Here is a 24,979-nt window from a genome sequence, read left to right on the forward strand (position 1 = left end):
TGAGATTCCGCCAGTGAGATAGCGATAAAACTAAGTTCAGGTTTCAATATTTAATAATACTATTCTATTTTACTAAAATCAAGGTCAATCTAATCTAAAGTCAAATATAATTTAGTATCTATTGAAATTGCAATTAGTGTTTTGTATAATGGTATTTGTTTAATTATAGACGATTGTTGGAGGTGAAAATATGCCAGTTATTAAATCTGCTATTAAACGTGCTAAAACAAATGTTAAAGCTAATAAACGTAATACCGCACAAGTAAGTAAAATGAGAGATGCCATAAAGAAATTTATGAAATCATCTAAAAACGATGAAAACGTGTATCGTGATGCTATTAGCGCAGTTGACCATGCTAAGAGCAAGGGCTTAATCAAAGCTAATAAAGCTGATCGTGAAAAATCACACATGTCAGCTAAATTTAATAAATAATTATTATTTATTATAAAAAGATACCCTAAAATTTTCAATTTATTTTGAAAATTTAGGGTATTTTTTATTTAGAAATAAAACTCAACATAAACATTTCAAAAAGCAATTCCGGAGAAGCTTGAGATGATTTTAATTTAATTTCATTGTCAATTAATCCTAAGTACGCTTGTTTTAATTCTTTAAATTGATATGTTTGAATTGTTCTTAATGCAAGTTTGATTCTAAATGGATGAACTTTTAAGATACTAGCTAAACTACCCTGACTGTGACCATGGGAAGCTAAAATCATAACTTGAAGTAAAAGTCTAAATTGACTAACAAGAATTGCATTAATTTGAAGAGGTTCTTTTTGCTCTAAAATTAAATTATGGTATAAATCGACGGCTAATTTAACCCGTTTTTTTAAAACATAGTTAACTAGATCAAAAATATTTTGATCCAGTGATTTAGTTACCAGATTATTTATAGCATTGCTAGTAATAACTTTATCACGGCAATAAACAAATAATTTTGGCAGTTCATTCATTATCATTGATAATTTACCGCCAGTTCTTTGAATCAGCAAATTTAGTGAATTTGCATCACATTTATAATTGTGCTGGTTAATGTAACTTTTGACGTAATTTTTGACTTGGCTTTCAGAAAATTTGTTTATATCAACCATTTCTGCGACATTTTTTAGCCTTTTAGTAACTTTTTTTCTGCCATCCAATTTAGGATATGGAGCCATGAAAACAACCACTGACGATGGTTCTGGATGTTTTAGATATTGAATTAGTCCATCAATATCATGGTCAATATTATTTGATACCCGTTTGTTCGTTAAAAAATACGGTTGGTTAATTAGAACAACCCGTCGTTTACCAAAAAAAGGTGCTGACATTGCATCGTTCAAAGCAGCAGATAAAGGAGTGTCTTCCATATCATAGGATGCGTAATTCATGGTCCGTTCTTCCTTTGGAACAAGTTTAATAAACGCATTTTTAATTTGATCACTTAAATATTCCTGCCTTCCAAGAATCAAATAAACCGGCTTAACATCGTTCTTAGGTAATGATCTTAATAGTTGATTCACATTCATATTGAAATTCATCCTCCCTTCATTTAATTAGAATTTTTAATAAATGGATGCCAGGATCCATAATGATTAAAATAACGATAAGTAATCATCCCATTTGTCTGGGTATTGTATTCAATCATATGACGTTGCTTAATTTTAACAATTGTCTCTGGATTGGGATGATGATAACGATTATTTCTGCCAGCTGAAATAATTGCTATTTTGGGTTGAACTGCATTTAAAAATTCATTGGACGAGGAGGTATTGCTACCATGATGTCCAACTTTCAATACATCAGTCCTTAAATTGGGCATTTTTTGAATAATATCATTTTCACCGGCTTGATCTAAATCACCCATAAAAAGCCATTTTAATCCACCAAAATAACCATTCAGAACCATTGAATCATGATTATTACCAAGTCCCTGAACAAATGGATGGACAATATCAAATGGCAATCCATTAATATGATCATTTGCCTTTACTTGAATAATTTTAGTTTTATTAATATAGGGATCAATTCTATTCATAAAATGTTGATTATTAACCATTCCTAATGGAATAAATAACCGCTTAACTTTCATTTCAGAAAGAAAAGCTGGTAAATCACCACAATGATCAGCATCTTGATGACTGATGCATAAATTATCGATCCAATCGATGCCAATGCTATGAAGATAATTAATTGAAATTCCATCAGCCTGATAATGATTGGTTTGGGGTTGATTTCCAAAAGTTATTTTACCACCTGTATCAATCAAAGTAATCGTTTTATTAAACGGTTCACGAACTAAAAAGCTATCACCCTGTCCAACGTCAAAATAACTTACTTCCCCATTAAAGGGAAAGTGAATGCTCAAAAATGAAACCGCGTACAGCATTATTAAAAATAATATTTTAAATTTTCTTTGAACAGCAATGATACTAAATGTAATCAAAAACAATATCAATGTAATATAGATATTCAATTTACCAAACATAATATTACCAGGTAAATTGCCAATTAGATTAACGAATGCATCGAAAAATTGCAATATTTGTGCAATAATTTGACCAACAATGGGAATAAATAATCCTACTGAGCATCCGATTATTACCATCGGAAAAATAAGGATTGAAAATAATGGTAATATTAATAAATTAGCAAACATCGTTAATAAATGCCATTGATAAATATGATAAATAATAATTGGTAAACCAATTAGGTTCATTAATGCGGTCTGTTTCAAGAATGAAAAATGATTTGTGAATATTAATCCAAATGACAGAGCATAACTTAATTGACATCCAAATTGAATTAACATTTGCGGATATAGAAACAGATTGATTAATAAAGTAATTGACCACACATCTAATGGATTTAAATTGATTTTTAAAAATTTAGTGGTCAAAATGGTTTCAACCATTAAAATTGATCTTAATAACCCGATTGAAGAACCTGCAATAACAAAATATACTGGCAACAATGCCATGATTAATAAACGATAGTCTTCTCGTTTCATTCGTAAATATATGAAGAATAATTCCAGCATGTTAACAATATAATAAACATGCAAACCGGAAATACTAAATAAGTGAATTAACCCTAATTGTTTAATACCAGTTAATTCACTATTAAAATCATTATTCATGCTGCCAAGAATTAAACTTAAGCCATATAAATTTAAAGGATGCGGCAGTTGATCCATTGATTGCATCATTTTAAATCTTAAGTTATGAATCATAGCAATCAATGAATGGTCCGGTTTAAATTGAATCATTTGATTAATTTTAACTTGATTAGATATGTTTTGACTTTGGTAAAAGCGACTAGCATTAAATTGATTAACATTGGTCGGTGATTTAATTGGGCTAACATCAGCATTAACTAGCCACGTTCCACTCACATGATTGGTTTGCTTAATTTGATTTAAATCATCATCATTTTTAGCGTAACCACTTATAATTAAATGCTGATTTAACCCATCTGACCATCCCCTTCCATGATAATAATCACCATCATATTGAATATCATCAGGATAAATTTGAACCTGCATTTGTTTGTGATTAATCACCACGGATTGGTGTTCAAGACGGTTAAAATTAAAAAGACATAAGCATAAAAAAGCAGCTGCAATTAAAACGTTTTGAACGAAAAAATGGGGCTGTTTTAATAAATAAATTCTGATTAGCCAGAAAATAAGTAATAAGCAACTAAGAATCATTGGACCAATAAAAAAGCAGCTTACAATTGCACAAAGAACTGCTGGAAAAATATATAAATTAGTTTTTATGATTAATTAGATAAATAGGATGAAAACGGTAATTGTTTCATGATTTTAGGATTTAATTTAATCTTTTTTAAAGTAACATGTTTTAATTTGATAAGCGATTTAGCATATGCACTATCATGATAATCCCTTAAATAATTGATTTGTTTAATTCCGGATTGTAATAACACCTTAGTACATTGTAAACATGGGAAGTCAGTTACATACAATTCAGAATTATACGTTGCCTCGCCAAATTTAGCACACTGGGCAATTGCATTCATTTCAGCATGAATAGTTCTCAAGCAATGACCATCAACCATGTAGCATCCCTTATCTGTACAATGAACATCACCAGATACAGAACCATTATAGCCACTAGCAATAATACGGCGATCTCGCACAATTGTAGCTCCCACTGACAAGCGATTACAAGTACTTCTAGATGAAATTAATACTGCTTGAAGCATGAAGTATTGATCCCAAGGAATTCTTTGATCCATTTTATTTACTCCTTTAATTCAATATAAACATAATTATAGTATATCAATTATTGAACACAAATAAAATTTTTAATGTTATCAAAACTACGATCGCCAAATCCTGGGATATTTTTAATATCTTCAATTTTATTAAAATCACCATGTTCTTTTCTGTAATCAAGGATTTTTTGTGCTTTCTTTTCTCCAACACCATTTATTTTTTGCAGTTCATTTTCATCTGCCGTGTTCAAATTAATTTTATTTGATGTCGAATCACTTGATGATCCACTAATATCACTTGTCTGAGAACTAGATGTATTATTTACGTTAGTTACAATTTTACCTTTGATTTCACCACGAAACGGAACGTAAATCACCTGTTGGTCATTTAATTTTTGCGCTAAATTTACGTGATTTCCATCAGCTGATTTAGTTAAACCACCCGCTGCCTCGACAGCATCATCAATCCTTAAGCTTGACGGTAATCGATAAACACCCGGTTGTTTAACGGCACCCTTCACGTCAACCACGACGAGATTATTATGGGACGTTTGGCTAAAAGAATTAGATGTTTGATGTAAATTCTTAATTTTAGAACTTGAATTAGTATTCATACTACTAGCTTGGCTCATATTATTTGAAAAATTGGTTTGTGAATCACCTTGATGATTAGAAAATAAAATTATTAGGATCAAAACAACAATCACCACCGATCCAATCATTAAATAACGACGATATTCATTTATGAATTCCTTAATCCTATCCATCCATTTCACTCCCTTCAAATATAAATTCGAAAAAAGACATCTATATTTTTATAGATGTCTTTTAATTCATTAATATTTTTTAATTGCAGAGAGTGCCTCTTGAAATGTTTGAACGGGAATTACTTTCATTTTTGGAGCATACTTTTTTGCAGTCTTAACTGCCAATTGATAATTAGTAATATGCCCAGGTTCTTCACTTAAATCAGATCTAGTCGGTTTAATATAGGGAGATAAAAAGATCTTAGCATTTTTCCGTTTAGCAGCAATAATTTTTTTATCAATCCCACCAATTTCGCCTACTTGACCATCAGCATTAATTGTTCCAGTTCCTGCAATATTTTGATTACGTCTAATATTCTTACCAGTTAATTGACCATAAATTTGTAGTGAAAACATCAGTCCGCCGGATGGGCCACCAATTTGTCCAGGATCCACTTTAATTGGAATTTTAGTATGGGTATCAACATCATCAGTTAATTCAATCCCGATTCCAGCCTTTTTTCCATAAAGTTTGGTCAAAGGCTCAGAAACAGTTTGAACTCGACCATGATGTAAATAAGTAATTGCAATCTTGGTACCAATTTGGTGTCTTTCAATATAGTTTTGATAACCGAGAGCGCTGCTGAAATGATGACCATTTACCTTTAAAATAGTGTCTCCAATGTTTAAATGATGTTTAAACTTTGAATTATTTAACACATTAATAACATAAATTCCACGATAATAATTTGTAACCTGTTGATGGGCGTTTTTATAACCAGTATAAATAGCCTCGTTAATTGCACTTTTCATATAAAAAGATTGAACACGATTGAAGTCATTATTATTTGTTCCGCCAGTAACATCATTAGGGCTTTCAATTGAATAGTACGGAAGCATCTTTGCATATAGATATCTGAATGGCGTTGCCCTTGAGATGTTTACAGACATTAACATAAATTTGCCTGAATAACGATCCGGATGTCCTTTAATATTAACAATCGGTTTTAAATTAGTTGCATCCCCTGGACCTTCAATATAAGCAGATAACGGAAAATCAAATCCAATTAAAATACATAAAGCAACAATGGCAAAAACGACATACTTGCGATATTTTTTTAATTTCATTCATTTGACCTCTTATACTTTTGTTTCATTTTAGAAATGACATTTTGAGGCAAATACTTATGAACGTCACCATTGAAAAATACAATTTCTTTTAACAAGCTCGATGAAATAAATTCAAACTGCGGCCTAGCAAGCATAAAAATAGTTTCAATTTTATGATCCAAAGCAGAATTCATCTGAGCAATATCTTTTTCATATTGAAAGTCATTATTATTCCTCAATCCACGAACAATAATATTTGCATGGATCCGGTGCAGAAAATCAACCGTTAATTCATTTTCAACAGTAACCTTAACGTTTGATAAATTTTTAATATTATCTTGAATTAATTGTTTCCTTTCGTTAGCAGTGAACATCCCACTTTTATGGGTGTTTTCCCCAACCACTACAATTAACTGATCAAATATTTTGCTGGCGCGTTTAATCAAATCCAAATGTCCATTTGTAATTGGATCAAAACTTCCCGGAAAAATAGCAGTTTTCATTATTTGTCACCTACGTATTTATAAATTGAAATTACCGTTAATCCATAGTTTTTTTGCTGAATCAATTGATAACTATCAATATTATCAGACAATTCAACATGATTATCCGTTTCACATATGACTAACGCATTAGACAATAACAATTTTTTATTATTTAATTTATTTAATTGCTGGACCATTTTCTGTTTTTTATATGGCGGATCAAGATAAACAAAATTAAATTTTATTTTTTCATTTTCAAATTCATCAAGTGCTTGATTAGCATCCATTTTTAAAATTTTAAATTGTTCTGGGTGTTTGGTCATTTGAACATTAGCTCTGATGGTCCTTATAGCAGCCATTTGTTTATCCACCAAAAATGCTTTTGACATTCCTCTTGATATAGCTTCTATTCCAACACCACCTGAGCCAGCATATAAATCTAAAAATTGGCCATTTTGAAAATATGGACCAATCATATTGAATAGTGCTTCCTTTACTTTATCAGTTGTTGGCCTCGTTTTATTAGTCGGGACTGGTGTTAATCGACGACTACCAAATTGACCTGAAATAACTCTCATTAATCATCATCCTCCGTTTTAGGTTCTTTATAAAAACTGTTAAATAAATCTTTATATGGAGAAATCAAAACCCGTCTTACAAATTTTAAACGTTTAATTTTGTTTTTAGTTTCATCAAAATGATTTTCGTTTAAATACATAATTACATAGTGCATCCGATGGGAAATATAAGTAATGTTCCCATAACGATTTAAATATCGTGCCTGTTTCAGAGAATGGACATAAACAATTAAGCTCTGTCGACTTTGAATTTTAAAATTCATTTTATAATCCTTCTTTATTTATTAATCTGTTTCTAAGTAATTTCTGATGATAACTAATTCTCAGTACTAATCCTAAACAACATGACAGAGTAACCATACTCGAACCGCCATAACTAATGAATGGAAAAGTAACCCCCGTAATTGGTAATAATCCTGTGACTCCACCAACATTAAATAGCATTTGAATAGTTAAATAGGTTGCTGTTCCATAGCACACTAAAGCTGAATAAGCATCATCACTTCTAATTCCAATAACTATAATTCTGCAAACCATGAACGTAAGCAGAATCATAACAATCGCAATAGCAAAGAAACCCAATTCTTCAGCAATAATTGACATTATAAAATCGGTGTTAGGTTCAGGTAAATACCCATTTTTTTGGATACTGTTTCCTAACCCCACACCAAAGAATCCACCGTTACTTAATGCATAATATGAATTAACTAACTGTTGTCCGATTCCATGCGAATAAGCGAACGGGTCGGTAAAAGCTACAATCCTTTGCAGAGCATAAATACTTGAATGCTTAGAAACTGGTACTAAAATGCAAAAGAATACTAAAAATAAAATGGTTATAATACTAGCTGCAAATCCAACTGCGCGTTGCCATCTAATGCCACTTGCAAGCAGCATTACAAATATAATTCCAGCATTAATTGCCGTTCCACCAATGTCTGGTTGAATTAAAATTAAAATCAAGACAAGTGCTGAATACACATAAATATTCATCATTCCACGCATCCAATGATGGACAATTGCCCCTTGATGATGATCAACGTGATTAGCGATAAAAATAATAAAATAAAATTTTGTAATTTCAGATGGTTGAATATTAAACAAACCTAAAACGGAAATCCACCCAGCAGCGCCATTTACACTTTTACCAAAGAAGAAAAGATAGACAAGCATAATAATAATTAACATTCCAAAGGTTGCAATAACTTTTGTACTGCGTAAGAAATTAGCATGAAAAATAAACATAATTGTGATTAAACTTAAGATAAAGAAAAATGTCTGTTTCACTAGATACCCCATTGGACTTCCTCCATTTTGAATGGCAATATCAGAACTAGCTGAATAAACCATCACAATTCCAAAAATAGACAGAATAAAAAACGGGATAAAAACAAAAAGATCTAATTTTTTAAAAGTATCATAAAGTAATTTAATAATCGTTCTCAATTGATCGATCTCCAAATGAATAATATAGATAGTAATATTATATCATACGTCTACCAAAGCCAATAATCCTTTCGTGAAAATAATAAAAAAAAGATGGGGAATAAATATTCCCCATCTTATTATTTATTATCAATTAATGATTATTTACCATGACGTGAGCGCTTAGCAGCTTTTTCACGTTCATTAGTATTTAAAATCTTCTTTCTTAAACGAACATTCTTTGGAGTAATTTCACAAAGTTCATCTTCATTTAAGAATTCTAATGATTCTTCAAGTGTGAAGTGTTCAGGTTCTTTAATCTTAGCAGTTTCATCACTTCCAGCGGCACGAACATTGGTTAATTGTTTACCACGGGTAATGTTAACAGAAATGTCGTTTTCACGACTATTTTCACCAACAATCATTCCTTCGTAAACTTCGGTAGCTGGATCAACTAAAATGGTTCCACGGTGTTCAATTCCCATAATAGCATAAGTAGTTGCTTTACCACGGTTGATTGAAACTAATGCACCATTACGTCTACCAGGGTTCCAGTTCTTAACGAATGGCAGGTATTTAGCAAAACTATGGTTCATAATTCCATAACCACGGGTGATTGACATAAATTGAGTTGAATATCCAATTAATCCACGTGATGGAACTAAGAATGTTAAACGACTTTGACCATTACCAGTACTTTCCATGTTCTTCATTTGACCTTTACGTTGGGATAAAGTATCAATAATTGAACCGGCATATTCTTCTGGAGTATCAATTTGAACGTTTTCAAATGGTTCACATTTTTTGTCATTAATGGTCTTCAAAATAACCTTAGGACGTGAAACTTCTAATTCATAGCCTTCACGACGCAATGTTTCAGCTAAGATTGAAAGATGTAATTCACCACGTCCAGAAACTAACCATGCACCTGGATTATCCGTTTCATCAACTCTTAATGAAACATCAGTATGCAACTCACGCTTCAATCTGTCACCTAATTGTCTAGCAGTAACAAATTTACCATCCTGTCCAACAAATGGTGAAGTATTAGTTCCAAAAGTCATTTGTAAAGTTGGTTCATCAATTCTTAATTTTGGAAGAGGTTCTTTCTTATCTGGATTAACGATGGTTTCACCAACATTAATATCTTCCATTCCAGAAATAGCGATTAAATCTCCAGCTCTAGCTTCTTTAATATCAACTTTTTTAAGTCCAATGAAGCCCATTAAACGGCTAACTCTAAAGTTTTGGGTTGAACCATCTAATTTCATAACAGTAACACTGTCGCCGACTTTAATTTTACCTCTAAAAATACGGCCAATTCCAATTCGACCAACGAAATCATCGTAATCTAGCATTGCAACTTGAAATTGTAGTGGCATATCTTCATTATCAATTGGAGATGGAATATCCTTTAGGATCGTATCAAACAAAGGCTTCATAGTATGTTTCTGAGTTGAAATATCATCACTATAACTTGAAGTACCGTTCATAGCAGATGTGTAAACAACGGGGAATTCTAATTGATCTTCATCAGCACCAAGTTCAATGAATAGATCTAGAACTTCATCAACAACTTCTTTTGGACGTGCACCTTTACGATCAACTTTATTAATAACAACAATTGGTGTTAAATGTTGATCTAAAGCTTTCTTCAATACGAAACGGGTTTGTGGCATTGGTCCTTCAAAAGCATCAACAACCAATAGAACACCATCAACCATTCGCATAACACGTTCAACTTCACCACCAAAATCAGCATGTCCTGGTGTATCTAAGATATTAATTTGCTTACCATTATATTTAACGGCAGTATTCTTAGATAAAATAGTAATTCCACGTTCACGTTCAATGGCATTAGTATCCATCGCACGATCTTGGATTTCGGTATGACCATTTAGTGTATCAGATTGCTTTAACATTTCATTAACTAAAGTGGTCTTACCATGATCGACATGGGCAATAATCGCAATATTTTTAATATCGTCTCTTAGTTTCAATTTATTCCTTCCCTTCATACATACAGTTATGATGATTCAGTATGGTTTAATTCACAATTATAAATCATGCCTTTTTCCTATGTTAAAAAAACTGTGACAACAAGTCACAGCCAAAACTTAATAACTGTTTATATAGATCATCAATATGTTCAATAACACTCTAATGTTATCACAGTTAACTAAAGAACGTCAATGGTATATTACAATCACATTTTAATCATCTCTTGATTACTTTTTCTCGCTTTTTGCCAAGTTTTAAAAATATTATATCCTGAAGCTAAATAAAATTTATGCTCTAATTGCTTCTGTTCCATTTTTGATGGATTAATTTTAGTAAAGATCTGATAATTCTTCAAAATTAAATCGCGACGGCTTCCCTGGTTAATTTCATAAGCATCCTCTACACTTCGATAAAGTTTGACAACTTTAATCAATTCATCCTTAGACCAATCGGAAAAGATTGGATAACTATAATTATTTCTAATCATTTTCATCCCCAAATTAACTATTTTTACCATATTATATAATAAATCATTTAATATGATAAAATATAATTAAACGTAAATGGAGGTAGTATTTTGATATTAATGAAAAATATCGTCAGAGACGGGAATCCTGTATTAAGAAAGCAAGCAAAAAAAGTAGAATTCCCATTAAATGAAAAAGATAAAAAATTAGCTAAAGATTTAATGCAGTATTTAGTTGTCAGTCAAGATCCTAAATTATGTAAGAAATATCATTTAAGGGCCGGAGTTGGATTAGCTGCTCCTCAAGTTGGGGCTTCAGAAATGATGGCAGCTGTTCTAGTTCCGGATGATGATAACAAAAATGATGGCAAACCATTATTTAAAGACGTTATCATAAATCCGGTTATTATTTCAAATTCAGTTCAACCAGTAGCCTTAACTGAAGGGGAAGGTTGTCTATCAGTTGATAAGGATGTTCCAGGATTTGTTCCAAGATCAGCCCGAATCACCCTTCAATACCAAGATGTAAACGGTAAACAGCATGTCGTAAGATTAAAAAATTACGCTGCAATTGTTCCGCAACATGAAATTGATCATTTACATGGAATGTTATTCTACGATCACATTAACAAACAAAAGCCATTTTCACGCAAATCAAGTGACGAAATTTTTATTAGCTAATTGATTAATTTTAAAAATAATTAAAATAGGGGGAGCTATCATTAGTTCCCCCTATTTTAATTTATTAATATCCTTAACATAATCTAAAGTTGACTGGTTAACTAAATATGCAATATCAATATGAACATAATTATTATATTTAAATGCATCTGTAATTATAAATTGTTTAGGATACTTGTAACCAGTTCCAAATTGTTTCAATTCATTTGATAACGAAGTCCGAATTTTTTTGATATTATCATTTTCTTTAAAGTCAATTACATATTCAAAAACTAAAATTCCACGTCCCCATACATCAGATAATTCATTTGATTTAATAATATGATATTGCCAATTTAAATGTTGAATTGAAATTTTTAATGACGAATCAACATTTTGCTTCATTTTTAAAAGTCTTTTTCGACTTGGAACTACAACAAAAAAATGATGAACTAAATTATAAATAAAAAGTGCAATCAATAACCCTAGTGCAACTTCAAGCGCTAAAAACATACTGATCCTCCGTTCACAATACTAGTTGCATTTTACCATAATCCAACTATACTTATTTAATATTATATGATAAAATTATCTTAAATAGTTGCCATATTGCAACCCTGTTCGGTTAAATAATTCAAAATATAAAGGAAGTTTTTTTAATGATTTTTAAAGTTCTTTATCAAGATACTTTAACACAACAAGCCAAGAGAGAAACAACTAAGGTAATATATGTAAAGGCTAATAACGAATCAGATGCAAGAAGATTAGTCGAAAAAAATACTAAATATAATATCGAATTTGTTGAAGAAATATCTGGTAATCATCTTAAATACGAAGAAAACGAACCAGGATTTAAAATCACAAAATTTAATTAACAATGGAGTCTAACCAATTATGAATAAATTAAACGTCAAAAACAACGAAGTTGCTATCTATGGCGTTGGTGGACTAGGCGAAATTGGAAAAAATACCTATGGAGTTCAATTTCAGGATGAAATTATTTTAATTGATGCTGGAATTAAATTCCCAGAAGATGAGTTATTAGGTGTTGATTATGTTATTCCAGATTATCAATACCTAGTTGCTAATAAAGATAAAATCAAAGCACTTGTCATCACCCACGGTCATGAAGATCATATCGGTGGTGTCCCATATCTTTTACAGGATTTAAACGTTCCAATTTATGCTGGACCACTAGCACTTGCACTAATTAAAAGTAAATTAGAAGAACGTGATTTACTCAAAACAGCTAAATTACATGAAATTACGCCTAAATCAGTTCTAAAATTTAACAAATTAAGTGTCTCATTCTTTAGAACTACCCACTCAATTCCAGATACAATTGGAATTGCCGTTCACACGCCATTTGGTGTGATTGTCCAAACTGGTGATTACAAGTTTGACCTTACACCAGTTACCCACCAACCACCAGATCTACAAACAATGGCTGAATTAGGTAAGGAAGGCGTTCTTTGTTTAATGTCTGATAGTACAAACGCTGAAAAACCAGTTTGGACCAAGTCAGAAAGTTGGGTTGGTAAATCAATCCGCCACATTTTTGATAAGGTAAAGGGACGAATTATTTTTGCAACGTTTGCATCTAATATTTCAAGAATTGAAACGGCTTGTAAAACCGCCCTATCGCACCACCGAAAAATTGCGGTTTTTGGTCGAAGTATGGAAGCAGCATTAGTTAATGGTGAAAAATTGGGATATTTAGATATCCCACAAGATGCATTTGTAGATGCTTCAGAATTACACAATCTTCCTGCCAATAAAACGTTAATATTATGTACTGGGTCACAGGGTGAACCAATGGCCGCCCTATCAAGAATTGCTAACGGTACTCACCGTCAGATATCAATTCAACCCCATGATACAATCGTATTTTCAAGTAATCCGATTCCAGGTAATACAATTAGCGTTAACCACGTTATTAATGAGCTAGAAGAAGCAGGAGCAAATGTCATTCATGGTAAAATTAATAACATTCATACATCAGGTCATGGTGGTCAAGAAGAACAAAAGCTCATGCTTCGTTTAATGAAGCCAAAGTACTTTATGCCAATTCATGGTGAATATAGAATGCTTAAAATTCATACTAAACTGGCCGAAGAATGTGGAGTCCCAAAAGAAAATACATTTATTATGCAAAACGGTGATGTATTAGCTTTAAGCAAGGATAGTGCTAGAATTGCTGGTCACTTTATTGCCGGTGATGTATATATTGATGGAAATGGTATTGGAAACATTAGTGATGTCGTTCTACATGATCGTCAATTATTATCTCAAGAAGGATTAGTTGTCGTTGTTGCAACAATTAATTTAAATGATCACGATATTCAAGCTGGACCTGATTTATTATCAAGAGGTTTTGTCTATATGCGCGAATCTGGCAAACTTCTTGATGAAGGCCGTAAATTAGTCTTTAGAACCATCGTTAAAACAATGAAAAATAAAAACGTTAATGAATCAATGATTAGAGATGCCGTCATTGACAGTCTTCAGGAATTTTTGTTCAAAAAGACTGAAAGGCATCCAATGATTCTACCAATGCTAATTATGAATAATCATTAATTACTACTAGCGAATTCAAAGTGAATTCGCTTTTTTAATTAGCAGATTAGGGAGTGAATTCCAATTGCAATTAAAATATTTTATTATTCTAAATAAAACTGCTAATGGTCATAAGGTAGCTAAACAATGGCCACAAATTAAACAAATTCTAAATCATTACAAAATTAACTATCAAGTAACCGAAACTAAATACTCGCACCATGCCAAACTAATTACAAATTTGTACTTAAAAAAGATTGTTTTCGATCAATCTAAAAATGTTAAAAATATTTTGTTTGCAATTGGTGGAGATGGGACTATCAACGATGTTTTAAGTACGGCTAGTAATTGGCAAAATAACCACCCTAATTACAATAAAGCACCAATTGCTTTTCTTCCATTGGGAGCTGATAATAATTTTGCTAAAGCTAATCATTTGCCATTAAATTGGAAAAATGCATTAAATCAAATTTTAAAGTGCCAAAAATCAAAATTAATTAATATTGGTGTTTACAATGAAGAAATTAAAAGGGAAAATGGTTGTTTTACAAATAATTTAGGGATTGGTTTTGATGCGGAAATTGTAAATCAAGAAAATCAATTCAATAAAAAGCATCACCATAAATGGCAATTTAAAAAAATTAACTTACTACTTTCATTAATAGTAATTCTCTATAATTCACAAACATTTCCTGTTGATATTATTGAAGATGGCAAAGAATATCATTATCAAAAAGCTTTAATGCTTAATATTGCTAATAGTCCATATTTCAATGGATTTAATTTAATTAAACACGCAAATATTAAAGATTCAAAATTAAGTTTAATCGTTGTCGAACGGAAAAATATTTTTAGTTTTATTTTTAATTTAATGATGATTGCAATTGGTCATTATCTTAAACGCTCCAAGACAATTCATCATTTCAAAAGCAATCATATGCATATTACCGTTCCATCATTAGAATATGGTCAAACTGATGGCGAAGAAATTGGCAGTCGCTTCTTTGATCTTAATTTTAAAGTGACTCAGTGGCCATTTTGGTTATAAAATAAAAATTGTAAATAAAAAACTTTCAGATTAATTCTGAAAGTTTTTTATTTATAATTATTAATGATTTTATTTCTTTAAAATTTTATTAATTTGATCTAATTCATCAGTACTAAATTTAGTATTATCAAGTGCCTTTAAATTATCATTTAGATGTTTTACCTTAGAAGCACCTGTAACAACACTAGCAACCGTTGGATTATTCAATAACCAAGCAATACTCATTTGTGCTAATGTTTGATGACGGTTCTTAGCAAGATCATTTAATTGATTTAATTTATTAGTTAAGCCATGTTTTAAAACATCGTTATTACTACGGTGTAATTTAACATCATCAGGAACACCATTTAAATATTTATCAGTTAATAACCCTTCAGCTAGTGGTCCATAGACTACTAACCCATCATGGTCATCCCTTAATGCTTGAATCGTACCATCATTTTCGATTTTCCGATTTAACATGTTATATGACATTTGATTAACAACAAACGGTGTATGAAATTCATTAAAGTATTTAATAATTTCCTTTGTTTGTTTGCCATAATAATTAGAAATCCCAATATATAAAGCTTTTCCTGATTTAACAATGTCATCCAATGCCTTCGCTGTTTCTTCTAAATTAGTATTAGGATCAAATCGATGACTATAATAAATATCAACATAGTCTAATCCCATCCGCTTTAAACTACGATCTAAAGCAGCAATCAATGTTTTTCTAGAAGAAAATTGTCCATAGGGACCCGGCCACATATGATAGCCAGCTTTTGTTGTGATGACTAATTCATCACGATAAGGCTTTAAATCCTTTCGATAAACTTGACCAAACATTCTTTCAGCAGCGCCTGATCCCGGTCCATAATTATTAGCTAAATCAAAACTAAAAATACCCTTATCAAAAGCATCTAACATTACTTTTTCACTATTTTGAAAGTTAGCATCATCACCAAAACTGTGCCACATTCCAAATGAAATTGCGGGTAATTGCAATCCTGAATCTCCAGCTCTTCTTATCTTAATATTATCATAACGATGATCATTAGCTTTATACATTTAGAAATCACCTTCCATTATTATTCTTAACAATTGTAAAATATTTTATTAATCCAAGTCAAAGAAAAGATATTTTATGACATGAATTGTTGTGGAGTAACACCATGCATCCCAATCATCGGATCAATTTGATTTGATTGAATTAATTCATTAGTTAATTGGTGTTTCTTAGGTTTCTTCAGTTTAAGATCCAATTTTTTTGATGAATCTGAATCATGATCTTTCTGACCACCCATAATATCAATAATTCGTTTTTTAAGCGTTGTTTTTCTATTAACAGAAGCATTTTCAACACACTGTTCAAATGATTGGTAATCGCCTAGCATAATAAGCATTTTAGAAGCTCTTGTAATCGCTGTATATAACAAATTACGTTTTAGCATAATATGGTACTGGGGAAGCATTGGCAAAATCACCATATCAAATTCACTCCCCTGTGCCTTATGAATTGACGTACAATATGCTAATGTTAATTGATCCCAATTCTTACGATCATATTCAACTTCCTTATCACCAAAACTTACCGTTAATTTGTCCTTCATTTTTTGGCGGTCATCATTAATTTGCATTCCGATGATTTTACCAATATCACCATTAAAAATATCATTTTCAGCATCGTTCACTAATTGTAATACCTTGTCATGCATTCTAAATTTAATCCCACGGAATGGGATTTCTTCTTGTTCATGTCGATCCTTAGGGTTCATAATGTTTTGAACAATTGAATTTAAACGGTTAATTCCACTAATACCACGGTAAATGGGTGCTAAAACTTGAATATCAGATGCACTAAATCCTTTTTTCTTTGCTTTAACCACAATTTGATTAATAACTGAACCAACTTGATAAGCATTACAAGGAATAAAACTACGGTCACTTTTATTGGTTGTAAAATCAGATGGTAATTGACCATTTTTAATGGCATGTGCTAAAGGAATAATTGTTGAATGATCATTCTGCCTATAAATCGTATTCAGTTCAATTTTGGGAATCATTTTAGAAGACAAAAGATCACTAAAAATTTGGCCAGGACCAACGGAAGGTAATTGGTCTTTATCACCAACTAAAATAACTTTCATATCATTAGGAACAGCTTGAATTAATATTTTAAAAAGAGAAGTATCAACCATCGACATTTCATCAATAATTAATAATCCACCCTCAAGATCATTGATTGAATCGTCATTATTATCATCATAACTGTTTAATCCTAGTAATCGATGAATGGTACTAGCAGGGATATTAGTACTCTCACTCATTTTTTTAGCGGCCCGTCCAGTGGGTGCAGCAAGCAAAATTGGATACGGATGGTCAGCATCATACGTCTTAATATCTAATGAATAGCCATTTAAGTTAGCAAATAAATGAACCAATCCATTAATAATGGTTGTTTTACCAGTTCCTGGACCACCGGTTAAAATAAAAATTTTGGACTGAACAGCTTTAGTTAAAGCATCAACTTGTGATTGATCATAATTAATTTGTAAATCCCTTTCAATTTGTTTAATTTCACGCTTAATATTCTTTGGGGCAAATTTTTGATGCTTTGAATGATCCATAATTCTTTTAATATTTTCAGCAATTTGCCATTCTGAATAATACAATTGTTTTAAATAAATCCGATTTTCATCACAAATCACTTTCCGTTCGCGTGCCAATTGAATCAATGCCTTTGCTAATCCATCTGGATCAACAGATGTTTCAATTCCGTCATTCAATAATGATAATGATTTATCCAAAAGTGATCGAGTAGTCGTATAAGTATCACCATTTTGCACTGATAATTGCTTTAATGCTGCTAATAATCCGGCTTTAAGACGTCCTGTAGAATTAACACGAAGTCCCATCTCCCTTGCCATTCGATCGGCACGTTTAAAGCTAATCCCGTTGATATCTTCAACCAATTTGTATGGATTTTCTTGGATAATTTTTAAAGTATCATTTCCATATTTTTTAAAAATAGCAGCTGAGAGACTACTACCGAATCCATAACTATTTAGTCCAATGATTGTTTGCGCAGTCCCATTGTTTTTTTTAATTCCATTAACAAGGGTTTTCTGTTGTTTATCGGTTAATCCAATTTCCTTTTCCTTTAGTGAATCTGGTTGGTTTAAAATTACTTCAACTAAATTATTACCTAGATTATCAACGACCCTTTGGGCAATTTTTTTACCAATTCCCGGGAAATTACTTCCTGATAAATAATTAACTAATCCTTTTTTAGAATGATTAATTTCATTTCGATAATTTGATGCTTTAAATTGACGTCCATATTTAGGGTGATCAATTAATTTTCCATTAAAACGATAGGTTGAATCCGGATTAAGTTCACCAAAGTTACCAGTTACAACAATGGTATCTTCTGACCAATCAAAATTTTGGTCATCAACTTGAACCAAAAGAACCTTATAAAAACTGTCATTTGCTTGGAAAAAGGTCGTTGTTGGTTTCCCAACGACATATTTTTGTTCATTTTGATCATTATTTTGAGGTTCGGAAAATAAATTCATTGATTGTGCCACGGTAACTGCTCCTTGTTATTTCTTTGTCTGGTTATTTTTATTTTTACGTTGAACTTGAATAAATCGTTCGATATCTGCTAATTTCTTCTGACCTTTTTTAAAGTATTTTTCATCATACTTTTGAGCACGAGCAAAATATTCATGGAAATCTTCACCAAGAACCATTGCAACAATTCCACGATCAAAATTAGCACGCCCATCATTAGGAAGTGCATTTAAAACATGATCATAAAATTGAGCCGATTCTTTAAAATTACCTAATGCTAAAAGACTTTCACCCAATAAACGATTGACATCAGGATCTTGTCTACGATGTCCTTGAGCCGTTAATGCAAAAACGATTGCTCGTTTATAATCTTTTTTTGACATATAACTTTGAGCCAGCATAATATATGCATCAACTTTTAAATGTTCATCATCAACCTGTTGAAATTGTTTAATTGCCTTATCAAAATCACCAGCGGAATAATAAACATTTCCTAATCCATAAAGCAAAGCATTCTTAGCCCTTTTACTTTTATCTGCAAATAATCCCAATGCTTTCATTAGTAATTCTTCGGCCTGGGTATAACTCTTTAATTCAACTAAAAATGTCCCCAAATCATAATATGTTCGATAATTATGAGGATGATTATCAATATCGGATACTAGTTTATGAAGGGTTTTGTCTGCTTTTTTTTGAGCAGCTTCCCTTACTTTACTTACGTGTTTTTGATGCTTTCGATTTTCAATTTGCTTTTTTTTAATATTTTCGTTTGGTTTCATTTTATCAACCGTCCTTATCGATTAAATTACGTCAGTCGCACTGGGTTTCTTTGATAAATAACTAGTATCATTCCATTTAACTAATTGAAAGTGTTTCCCAAAATCATCAGTTGAAAGAATCGTTGTACTAGTGTTAGCCAATCCACCGCGTTTTCTTAATTGTGCTAGGGGTACATTCAACAATGAATTAATTTCAGCATTCAAAGCGGCCCCATGACTGACAATCATTACATTATCGTCTTTTTGATAAATTGATGCAATTTTTTTAATTGCGGGAGTCATTCGATTAATAACATCGGAGAAATTTTCGCCACCAATGGATCTTCCATCGTATAAATCAGGATGTGAACGAAAATTTTTAAAGATATTTGGAAATTTAGATTCAACTTCTGAAAATTTCATTCCTTCCATTTGACCTAAATTAAATTCCTTTAAACGACTTAATAATGTTAGTGGCGGACGATGATTTAAACGGGTTCTAATTCTAGATGCAGTAATTCGTGCTCTTTTAATGGGGCTTGCATAAATGTGTGCAAAATGAACATTATAAAAATATTGAGCTAATTCATTCATTTCAATGTAACTTTCGTTAAGTAGTGGTGAATCACCACTTGCCCCTTGGTATTTACTTTCTAAATTCCATTTAGTTTTACCATGACGAACAAAATATATTTTCAAAATAAGACCCCCGTTAAAATTTATTAGCTAATTATATTATAACAAATTAATTACCCAAAAATAAAAAAGCTCCCTTAAAGAATAAGGAGCTTTCAATTAAAAAATTAACCGTTTAATTATACATATTGAAGCTTTTTAGCATGATTATAAGCGGCATCAATTACAGCTGATCCCAAGCATTCTTTGCCATCATAAAATACGACGGCCTGCCCAGGTGTAACCGCTCTTGCTGGATCATCAAAATCAACTTTGACGCTACTTCCGTCATCACTAACGTGAACTGTTACACCAGTATCTCTTTGACGGTATCTAAATTTAGCGGTGCATCGAAAATCTTTTCCATACTTACTTGCATCGTTGATCCAAGTGAGACCGGAAGCCTTTAAACTCGTTGAGTACAAATGTGGGTTATGATAGCGTTGTCCTACCAGTAAAACATTTCTAGATAGGTCTTTGCCGATAACAAACCATGGTTCGTTACCATATTTACCGCCACCGCCAATACCAAGGCCCTTTCTCTGACCGATGGTATAATACATTAATCCATCATGCTTACCTTTAACTTCGCCATCTAAAGTCATCATTTTACCTGGTTTAGCAGGTAAGTAATTACTTAAGAACCGTTTGAAATTACCTTCACCAATGAAGCAAATTCCCATTGAATCACGCTTATTAGCAACATATAATCCGGCATCACGAGCAATTTTTCTTACTTTAGGCTTTACCATTCCACCAATTGGGAACATAACATGGTCAATTTGTTGGTGTGATAATTGACTTAAAAAGTAAGTTTGATCCTTATTAGAATCAAGTGCCCTTAACAAATGATTATGACCTTGATCATCACGAACTAACTGTGCGTAATGACCGGTCGCAATATAATCAGCACCAAGTTCAATTGCATAGTCTAAGAATGCCTTAAATTTAATTTCAGTGTTACATAAAACATCAGGATTAGGCGTTCGCCCTTTTTTATATTCATTTAAGAAATACTTGAAAACACGATTCCAATATTCTTTTTCAAAATTAACTGAATAATAAGGAATTCCAATTTGATTAGCAACTTTGGCAACATCTTTATAATCATTAGTTGCCGTGCAGACACCATTCTCATCGGTATCATCCCAATTTTTCATGAAGACACCGACAACATCATACCCCTGCTTTTTAAGTAGGTATGCACTAACGGAAGAATCAACTCCGCCACTCATACCAACAATTACACGGGTATGGCTTTTATCTTTTTCTACCATATAAATATCACCATCATTTCTATTAGATTCTGGAGAATCTACGATTGAAGGTCGTACTTCCAGCATTATTTATCATACATTATTTATATTCATAATTAAAGATTACTTACTTTTAATTACCTTTTTAATTGATAGCTCGTTCATAAAATATCTAAATTGTTCAACTTCTTTTTGATGATCATGGTTAAATAAATTAACATCCCTAAAACCAGTTGAATCTAAAATTCTCATTTTAAATTGTTTTAAATCTCTTTTAATTGTAATTTTTAACTGATAACTAGTTGGAAGATCTAAATTTAAAGAACGAACCAATCTATAATTACCAGCATTTGTTTTTTGAAATCCCATATCTGACAAAGTATATGATTTAATATCTGGGTTCAAAATATAAACCGTATTACTACCGTTTAATTTTACCTGGTTTGAAAAAAGCATTAAACCTCTTCCTGCTTTCTCTTTTTAATTTGTTTAACAATTTTAGCAATGTTCTTTATTAAAAATTGAATATCACTTTCAGTTGTATATCTTCCAAAACTAATTCTAATTGATTGTGATATTCTTGGACTTTTAGTACCATACATTGCAGTTAAAACATGTGAAGGAGCAATACTCCCAGCAGTACAAGCCGAACCACCAGAAACAGCAATTCCAGCTAAATCTAAATTAGCTTGCATGACATAGGTTGAAATTCCTTTAATCCAAATATTAAAAACATGTTGTAAATTATGACGATTTAATTCACCATTAATTTCAAAATCAATCTGATTCTTTTTTAAACCGTCAATAATTTCTTTTTTATATTGATAATAAACATCCTGTCGATGCTTTTTTTCAGTTGATGGCAAATTCTTAACAGCGGTTGCAAATCCAGAAATGCCTGGAACATTTTCAGTTCCAGCACGACGTTTAGATTCCTGATCTCCACCTTTAATGAAACTGGGATAATTAATTCCATTTCTACGGTATAGAAAACCAACCATTTTTGGTCCATTTAATTTATGGGCAGAAGTTGAAAGCATATCAATATGGTCCTTTTTAACATCAATATCTAATAATCCATATGCTTGAACGGCATCCGTATGAAACCATGCTTGATGATTTTTTAATATTTCGCCAATTTCATGGATTGGCATTCGGCTACCAACTTCGTTATTCCCGGTCATAATTGTAACTAAAATGGTATCATCATCTAAAGCTTTTTTAAAATCAGATAATGAAATATTTCCTTTACTATCAACAGGCAAGTAAGTAACTCTAAAGCCATGATTTTCTAAATATTTTAATGGTTTTAAAACTGCTTCATGTTCAATTGAAGTTGTAATAATATGATTACCTAATTTTTTCCTAGCCAAAGCAGTCTGCATAATTGCAGTATTATCACTTTCGGTTCCACCACTTGTGAAAACAATTTCATTATCGTCAGCATTGATACTTTGAGCAATAATATGTCTGCTACGATCTAAAATTCGTTTTGAATTACGTCCCAATTGGTATAGAGTCGAAGCATTGCCATAAACGTTCTTTAGCTTATCATTCATATCTGCAAGAACTTCCTTAGAAATTGGTGTCGTTGCAGCATTATCTAAATAAATTTCTTTCACCATTGATCACTTTCCTTAATTAGTTCTGATACTCAAACAGATGAATTAACATTTCAGCAGATCTTTTCCCTGCTTTAATAATAAATTGATCAAAACTTGTATTGGCATTTTCATCACCAACATCAGACATAGCACGGACAACAACGTATGGAACATTAAATTGATGAGCAACCTGTCCAACAGCTGCACCTTCCATTTCACAAGATAAAGCATCCGGAAAATGTTTTAAAATATTATCAATTGTTTTTTGGCTCGCAATAAATTGATCACCAGATACAATTAATCCTAATTTAGCATTTAGACCAACTTGTTTAGAAGCATTAACAATAGCCTCTCCCCATTTTTTAGAAGCTTTAAAGCGAGCAGGCTGTTGTGGCAATTGACCATATTGATATCCTGCCGGAATAGCATTGACATCATGATAAGCAGTTTCGGTTGAAACAACTAAATCGCCAACAGAAAGGCCTTTACCAATTCCACCAGCGGAACCCGAATTAATAACAACATCCACGTTAAATTCATTAATTAAGAGCGCCGTTGTTAACCCAGCTTCAACTTTACCAATCCCAGAACGAACTAAAACAACGGATTGATGATTAATTTGTCCAGAATAAAATTCAATTCCTTTTAAATCCTTCGTTCTTTTTTGGTCCAATGCATCATCAAGCTTCTTAATTTCTTCTTCCATTGCACAAACAATTCCAAAAGTCATTTAAATAACTCCTCAATAATTAAAAATTAACAAAAAATAAAATCAAAAAGACCAAAGTAATTAAAACAATCAAAACAATAATTACTTTATCCCAAAATTTAGCCAACCGCTGGCTTTTTTCAGCTGCAATTTGTTTCTTTTGATCAATTGCTTGCTGATCAACATTATTTTGATATTCTTCTCTGGTTAGCCGCGTTTTACGGTCAAAATCATTATTATCCATTGAACTAATTACCCCTTATTTTGCATTAATTGCCAATACAAAATAGCCATGATGGTTTTACCATCAACAATTTTTCCAGAATGTAATAATGATAGGGCTTCATCTAATGAATATTCTTTAATTTCTAAATATTCACCCTTATCACGGGGTAATTCATTAGACACAGGCTCTAAACCCGTTACTAAATATAAATCCATATATTCATTAGAAAAACCAACTGTCGAATAAAAACCAGTTAAATGTTCTATCTTTTTAGCCTTGTAACGTGTTTCTTCGTTCAATTCTCGAATCATAGCATGTTTTGATGGATCAGATGAATCACTATCCCTAGGATCAACTTTTCCAGCTGGGATTTCTAGTGTCGTTGAAGCAATTGGTGCCCGCCATTGAGTTTCCATAATCATTTTATGATTACTCGTTAATGCCAAAGCACCAACCGCTTTAGCATGTTTCACAATATCTCTAGTAGCTGTTTGTCCATTAGGCAATTCAACCGTTTGTTTTTCAACGTTAATAATCGATCCATTATAAATATGATCAGTTTTCATTACTTTTTCTTTAAAATTCAATTAAATCACCTATCCCTATTCTTTTTAATTTTAATAATAATTTAAAACAATTTCAATTAAAGTGAGTTGTGATTATTCAAAGTTATTTTAGCAGCTTGTGGTCCCCTCGCACCATAAGCAACTACAAAATTAACCATTTTACCGACTTTTGGGACATCATTATGGTTTAATAAGCCAGAAACATGGAAGAATAATTTTTCACCATTATCACCTTTAATATAACCAAAACCATGGTATTGATCGTATGAATCAATTTTTCCACTTAACATTTTTATTTCTCCTTTATGATTACAACAAAAAAGGTTGG

The 24,979-nt window shown here is 31.7% G+C and carries 28 protein-coding genes; 5 read left to right on the plus strand and 23 right to left on the minus strand.

Annotated features, from left to right (window positions below; all coding sequences use genetic code 11):
• Window positions 1-190: 190 nt before the first annotated feature.
• Window positions 191-433, plus strand: coding sequence for a 30S ribosomal protein S20 (rpsT, locus tag WR164_RS04950; RefSeq protein ID WP_286136448.1), 243 nt, complete (start codon window positions 191-193; stop codon window positions 431-433).
• Window positions 434-497: 64 nt separating this feature from the next.
• Here the strand turns inward: rpsT and holA are convergent, their stop codons facing one another.
• From holA to WR164_RS05005, 11 genes are all read right to left on the minus strand, one after another.
• Complete coding sequence (gene holA, locus WR164_RS04955) at window positions 498-1,514, minus strand: DNA polymerase III subunit delta (RefSeq protein WP_286136449.1); 1,017 nt, start codon at window positions 1,512-1,514, stop codon at window positions 498-500.
• 23 nt (window positions 1,515-1,537) lie between these two features.
• The gene (locus WR164_RS04960; RefSeq protein ID WP_286136450.1) at window positions 1,538-3,697 is read right to left on the minus strand and encodes a DNA internalization-related competence protein ComEC/Rec2; all 2,160 of its coding nucleotides are present in this window, start codon (window positions 3,695-3,697) and stop codon (window positions 1,538-1,540) included.
• A 71-nt stretch (window positions 3,698-3,768) separates the two neighbouring features.
• Window positions 3,769-4,245 carry a ComE operon protein 2 gene (locus WR164_RS04965; protein ID WP_286136451.1) on the minus strand — a complete coding sequence of 159 codons (477 nt, stop codon included), beginning with the start codon at window positions 4,243-4,245 and terminating at the stop codon, window positions 3,769-3,771.
• Between the two features lie 47 nt (window positions 4,246-4,292).
• The gene (locus WR164_RS04970; protein WP_286136452.1) at window positions 4,293-4,991 is read right to left on the minus strand and encodes a helix-hairpin-helix domain-containing protein; all 699 of its coding nucleotides are present in this window, start codon (window positions 4,989-4,991) and stop codon (window positions 4,293-4,295) included.
• A 69-nt stretch (window positions 4,992-5,060) separates the two neighbouring features.
• Window positions 5,061-6,098 (minus strand): SepM family pheromone-processing serine protease, encoded by a 1,038-nt coding sequence (locus WR164_RS04975; RefSeq protein WP_286136453.1) that lies wholly within the window; start codon window positions 6,096-6,098, stop codon window positions 5,061-5,063.
• Window positions 6,095-6,583 (minus strand): pantetheine-phosphate adenylyltransferase, encoded by a 489-nt coding sequence (coaD, locus tag WR164_RS04980; RefSeq protein ID WP_286136454.1) that lies wholly within the window; start codon window positions 6,581-6,583, stop codon window positions 6,095-6,097. The genes WR164_RS04975 and coaD overlap by 4 nt, the downstream gene beginning before the upstream one ends.
• A complete protein-coding gene (gene rsmD / locus WR164_RS04985) occupies window positions 6,583-7,143 on the minus strand; it encodes a 16S rRNA (guanine(966)-N(2))-methyltransferase RsmD (protein ID WP_286136455.1) in 561 nt (186 codons plus the stop codon). Before rsmD ends, coaD begins: the two co-directional genes overlap by 1 nt.
• Window positions 7,143-7,406 carry a DUF2129 domain-containing protein gene (locus WR164_RS04990; RefSeq protein ID WP_286136456.1) on the minus strand — a complete coding sequence of 88 codons (264 nt, stop codon included), beginning with the start codon at window positions 7,404-7,406 and terminating at the stop codon, window positions 7,143-7,145. Before WR164_RS04990 ends, rsmD begins: the two co-directional genes overlap by 1 nt.
• A gap of 1 nt (window position 7,407) precedes the next feature.
• Window positions 7,408-8,529 carry an FtsW/RodA/SpoVE family cell cycle protein gene (locus tag WR164_RS04995; RefSeq protein WP_444980961.1) on the minus strand — a complete coding sequence of 374 codons (1,122 nt, stop codon included), beginning with the start codon at window positions 8,527-8,529 and terminating at the stop codon, window positions 7,408-7,410.
• A gap of 200 nt (window positions 8,530-8,729) precedes the next feature.
• Entirely contained in the window at window positions 8,730-10,568 is a 1,839-nt protein-coding gene (gene typA, locus WR164_RS05000) for a translational GTPase TypA (protein WP_286136458.1), read from the minus strand.
• A 206-nt stretch (window positions 10,569-10,774) separates the two neighbouring features.
• Window positions 10,775-11,056: a UPF0223 family protein gene (locus tag WR164_RS05005; protein ID WP_286136459.1), complete on the minus strand. Its 282-nt coding sequence runs from the start codon at window positions 11,054-11,056 to the stop codon at window positions 10,775-10,777.
• Window positions 11,057-11,146: 90 nt separating this feature from the next.
• Between WR164_RS05005 and def the strand changes: the two genes are divergently transcribed.
• The gene (gene def, locus WR164_RS05010) at window positions 11,147-11,716 is read left to right on the plus strand and encodes a peptide deformylase (protein WP_286136460.1); all 570 of its coding nucleotides are present in this window, start codon (window positions 11,147-11,149) and stop codon (window positions 11,714-11,716) included.
• Window positions 11,717-11,767: 51 nt separating this feature from the next.
• On the opposite strand, the gene WR164_RS05015 is transcribed toward def, so the two are convergent.
• On the minus strand, window positions 11,768-12,208 hold the full coding sequence (locus WR164_RS05015; protein ID WP_286136461.1) for a hypothetical protein: 441 nt from the start codon (window positions 12,206-12,208) through the stop codon (window positions 11,768-11,770).
• Between the two features lie 146 nt (window positions 12,209-12,354).
• On the opposite strand from WR164_RS05015, the gene WR164_RS05020 reads away from it, so the two are divergent.
• From WR164_RS05020 to WR164_RS05030, 3 genes are all read left to right on the plus strand, one after another.
• On the plus strand, window positions 12,355-12,570 hold the full coding sequence (locus WR164_RS05020; RefSeq protein ID WP_286136462.1) for a DNA-directed RNA polymerase subunit epsilon: 216 nt from the start codon (window positions 12,355-12,357) through the stop codon (window positions 12,568-12,570).
• Between the two features lie 19 nt (window positions 12,571-12,589).
• Window positions 12,590-14,272, plus strand: a complete 1,683-nt coding sequence (gene rnjA / locus WR164_RS05025) for a ribonuclease J1 (RefSeq protein ID WP_286136463.1) — start codon at window positions 12,590-12,592, stop codon at window positions 14,270-14,272.
• 64 nt (window positions 14,273-14,336) lie between these two features.
• Window positions 14,337-15,299 (plus strand): diacylglycerol/lipid kinase family protein, encoded by a 963-nt coding sequence (locus WR164_RS05030; RefSeq protein WP_286136464.1) that lies wholly within the window; start codon window positions 14,337-14,339, stop codon window positions 15,297-15,299.
• A 69-nt stretch (window positions 15,300-15,368) separates the two neighbouring features.
• Here the strand turns inward: WR164_RS05030 and WR164_RS05035 are convergent, their stop codons facing one another.
• From WR164_RS05035 to WR164_RS05085, 11 genes are all read right to left on the minus strand, one after another.
• A complete protein-coding gene (locus WR164_RS05035) occupies window positions 15,369-16,349 on the minus strand; it encodes an aldo/keto reductase (protein ID WP_286136465.1) in 981 nt (326 codons plus the stop codon).
• A 74-nt stretch (window positions 16,350-16,423) separates the two neighbouring features.
• Window positions 16,424-18,859, minus strand: coding sequence for an SF1B family DNA helicase RecD2 (recD2, locus tag WR164_RS05040; protein ID WP_286136906.1), 2,436 nt, complete (start codon window positions 18,857-18,859; stop codon window positions 16,424-16,426).
• Window positions 18,860-18,886: 27 nt separating this feature from the next.
• On the minus strand, window positions 18,887-19,636 hold the full coding sequence (locus WR164_RS05045) for a tetratricopeptide repeat protein (protein ID WP_286136466.1): 750 nt from the start codon (window positions 19,634-19,636) through the stop codon (window positions 18,887-18,889).
• A 21-nt stretch (window positions 19,637-19,657) separates the two neighbouring features.
• Entirely contained in the window at window positions 19,658-20,317 is a 660-nt protein-coding gene (locus tag WR164_RS05050; protein ID WP_286136908.1) for a histidine phosphatase family protein, read from the minus strand.
• Window positions 20,318-20,430: 113 nt separating this feature from the next.
• The gene (mnmA, locus tag WR164_RS05055; protein WP_286136909.1) at window positions 20,431-21,567 is read right to left on the minus strand and encodes a tRNA 2-thiouridine(34) synthase MnmA; all 1,137 of its coding nucleotides are present in this window, start codon (window positions 21,565-21,567) and stop codon (window positions 20,431-20,433) included.
• A gap of 102 nt (window positions 21,568-21,669) precedes the next feature.
• Entirely contained in the window at window positions 21,670-22,002 is a 333-nt protein-coding gene (locus tag WR164_RS05060; protein ID WP_286136467.1) for a hypothetical protein, read from the minus strand.
• Window positions 22,002-23,168, minus strand: a complete 1,167-nt coding sequence (locus WR164_RS05065; protein WP_286136910.1) for a cysteine desulfurase family protein — start codon at window positions 23,166-23,168, stop codon at window positions 22,002-22,004. The genes WR164_RS05060 and WR164_RS05065 overlap by 1 nt, the downstream gene beginning before the upstream one ends.
• Before the next feature lie 19 nt (window positions 23,169-23,187).
• Window positions 23,188-23,880 (minus strand): 5'-methylthioadenosine/adenosylhomocysteine nucleosidase, encoded by a 693-nt coding sequence (locus WR164_RS05070; protein WP_286136468.1) that lies wholly within the window; start codon window positions 23,878-23,880, stop codon window positions 23,188-23,190.
• Window positions 23,881-23,899: 19 nt separating this feature from the next.
• Window positions 23,900-24,103 carry a hypothetical protein gene (locus WR164_RS05075; RefSeq protein WP_286136469.1) on the minus strand — a complete coding sequence of 68 codons (204 nt, stop codon included), beginning with the start codon at window positions 24,101-24,103 and terminating at the stop codon, window positions 23,900-23,902.
• Window positions 24,104-24,111: 8 nt separating this feature from the next.
• Entirely contained in the window at window positions 24,112-24,672 is a 561-nt protein-coding gene (locus WR164_RS05080; protein WP_286136470.1) for an NUDIX hydrolase, read from the minus strand.
• A 56-nt stretch (window positions 24,673-24,728) separates the two neighbouring features.
• A complete protein-coding gene (locus WR164_RS05085) occupies window positions 24,729-24,941 on the minus strand; it encodes a cold shock domain-containing protein (RefSeq protein ID WP_286136471.1) in 213 nt (70 codons plus the stop codon).
• Between the last annotated feature and the right edge of the window lie 38 nt (window positions 24,942-24,979).

Source organism: Philodulcilactobacillus myokonensis, from assembly GCF_027923585.1.
GTDB lineage: Bacteria > Bacillota > Bacilli > Lactobacillales > Lactobacillaceae > Philodulcilactobacillus > Philodulcilactobacillus myokonensis.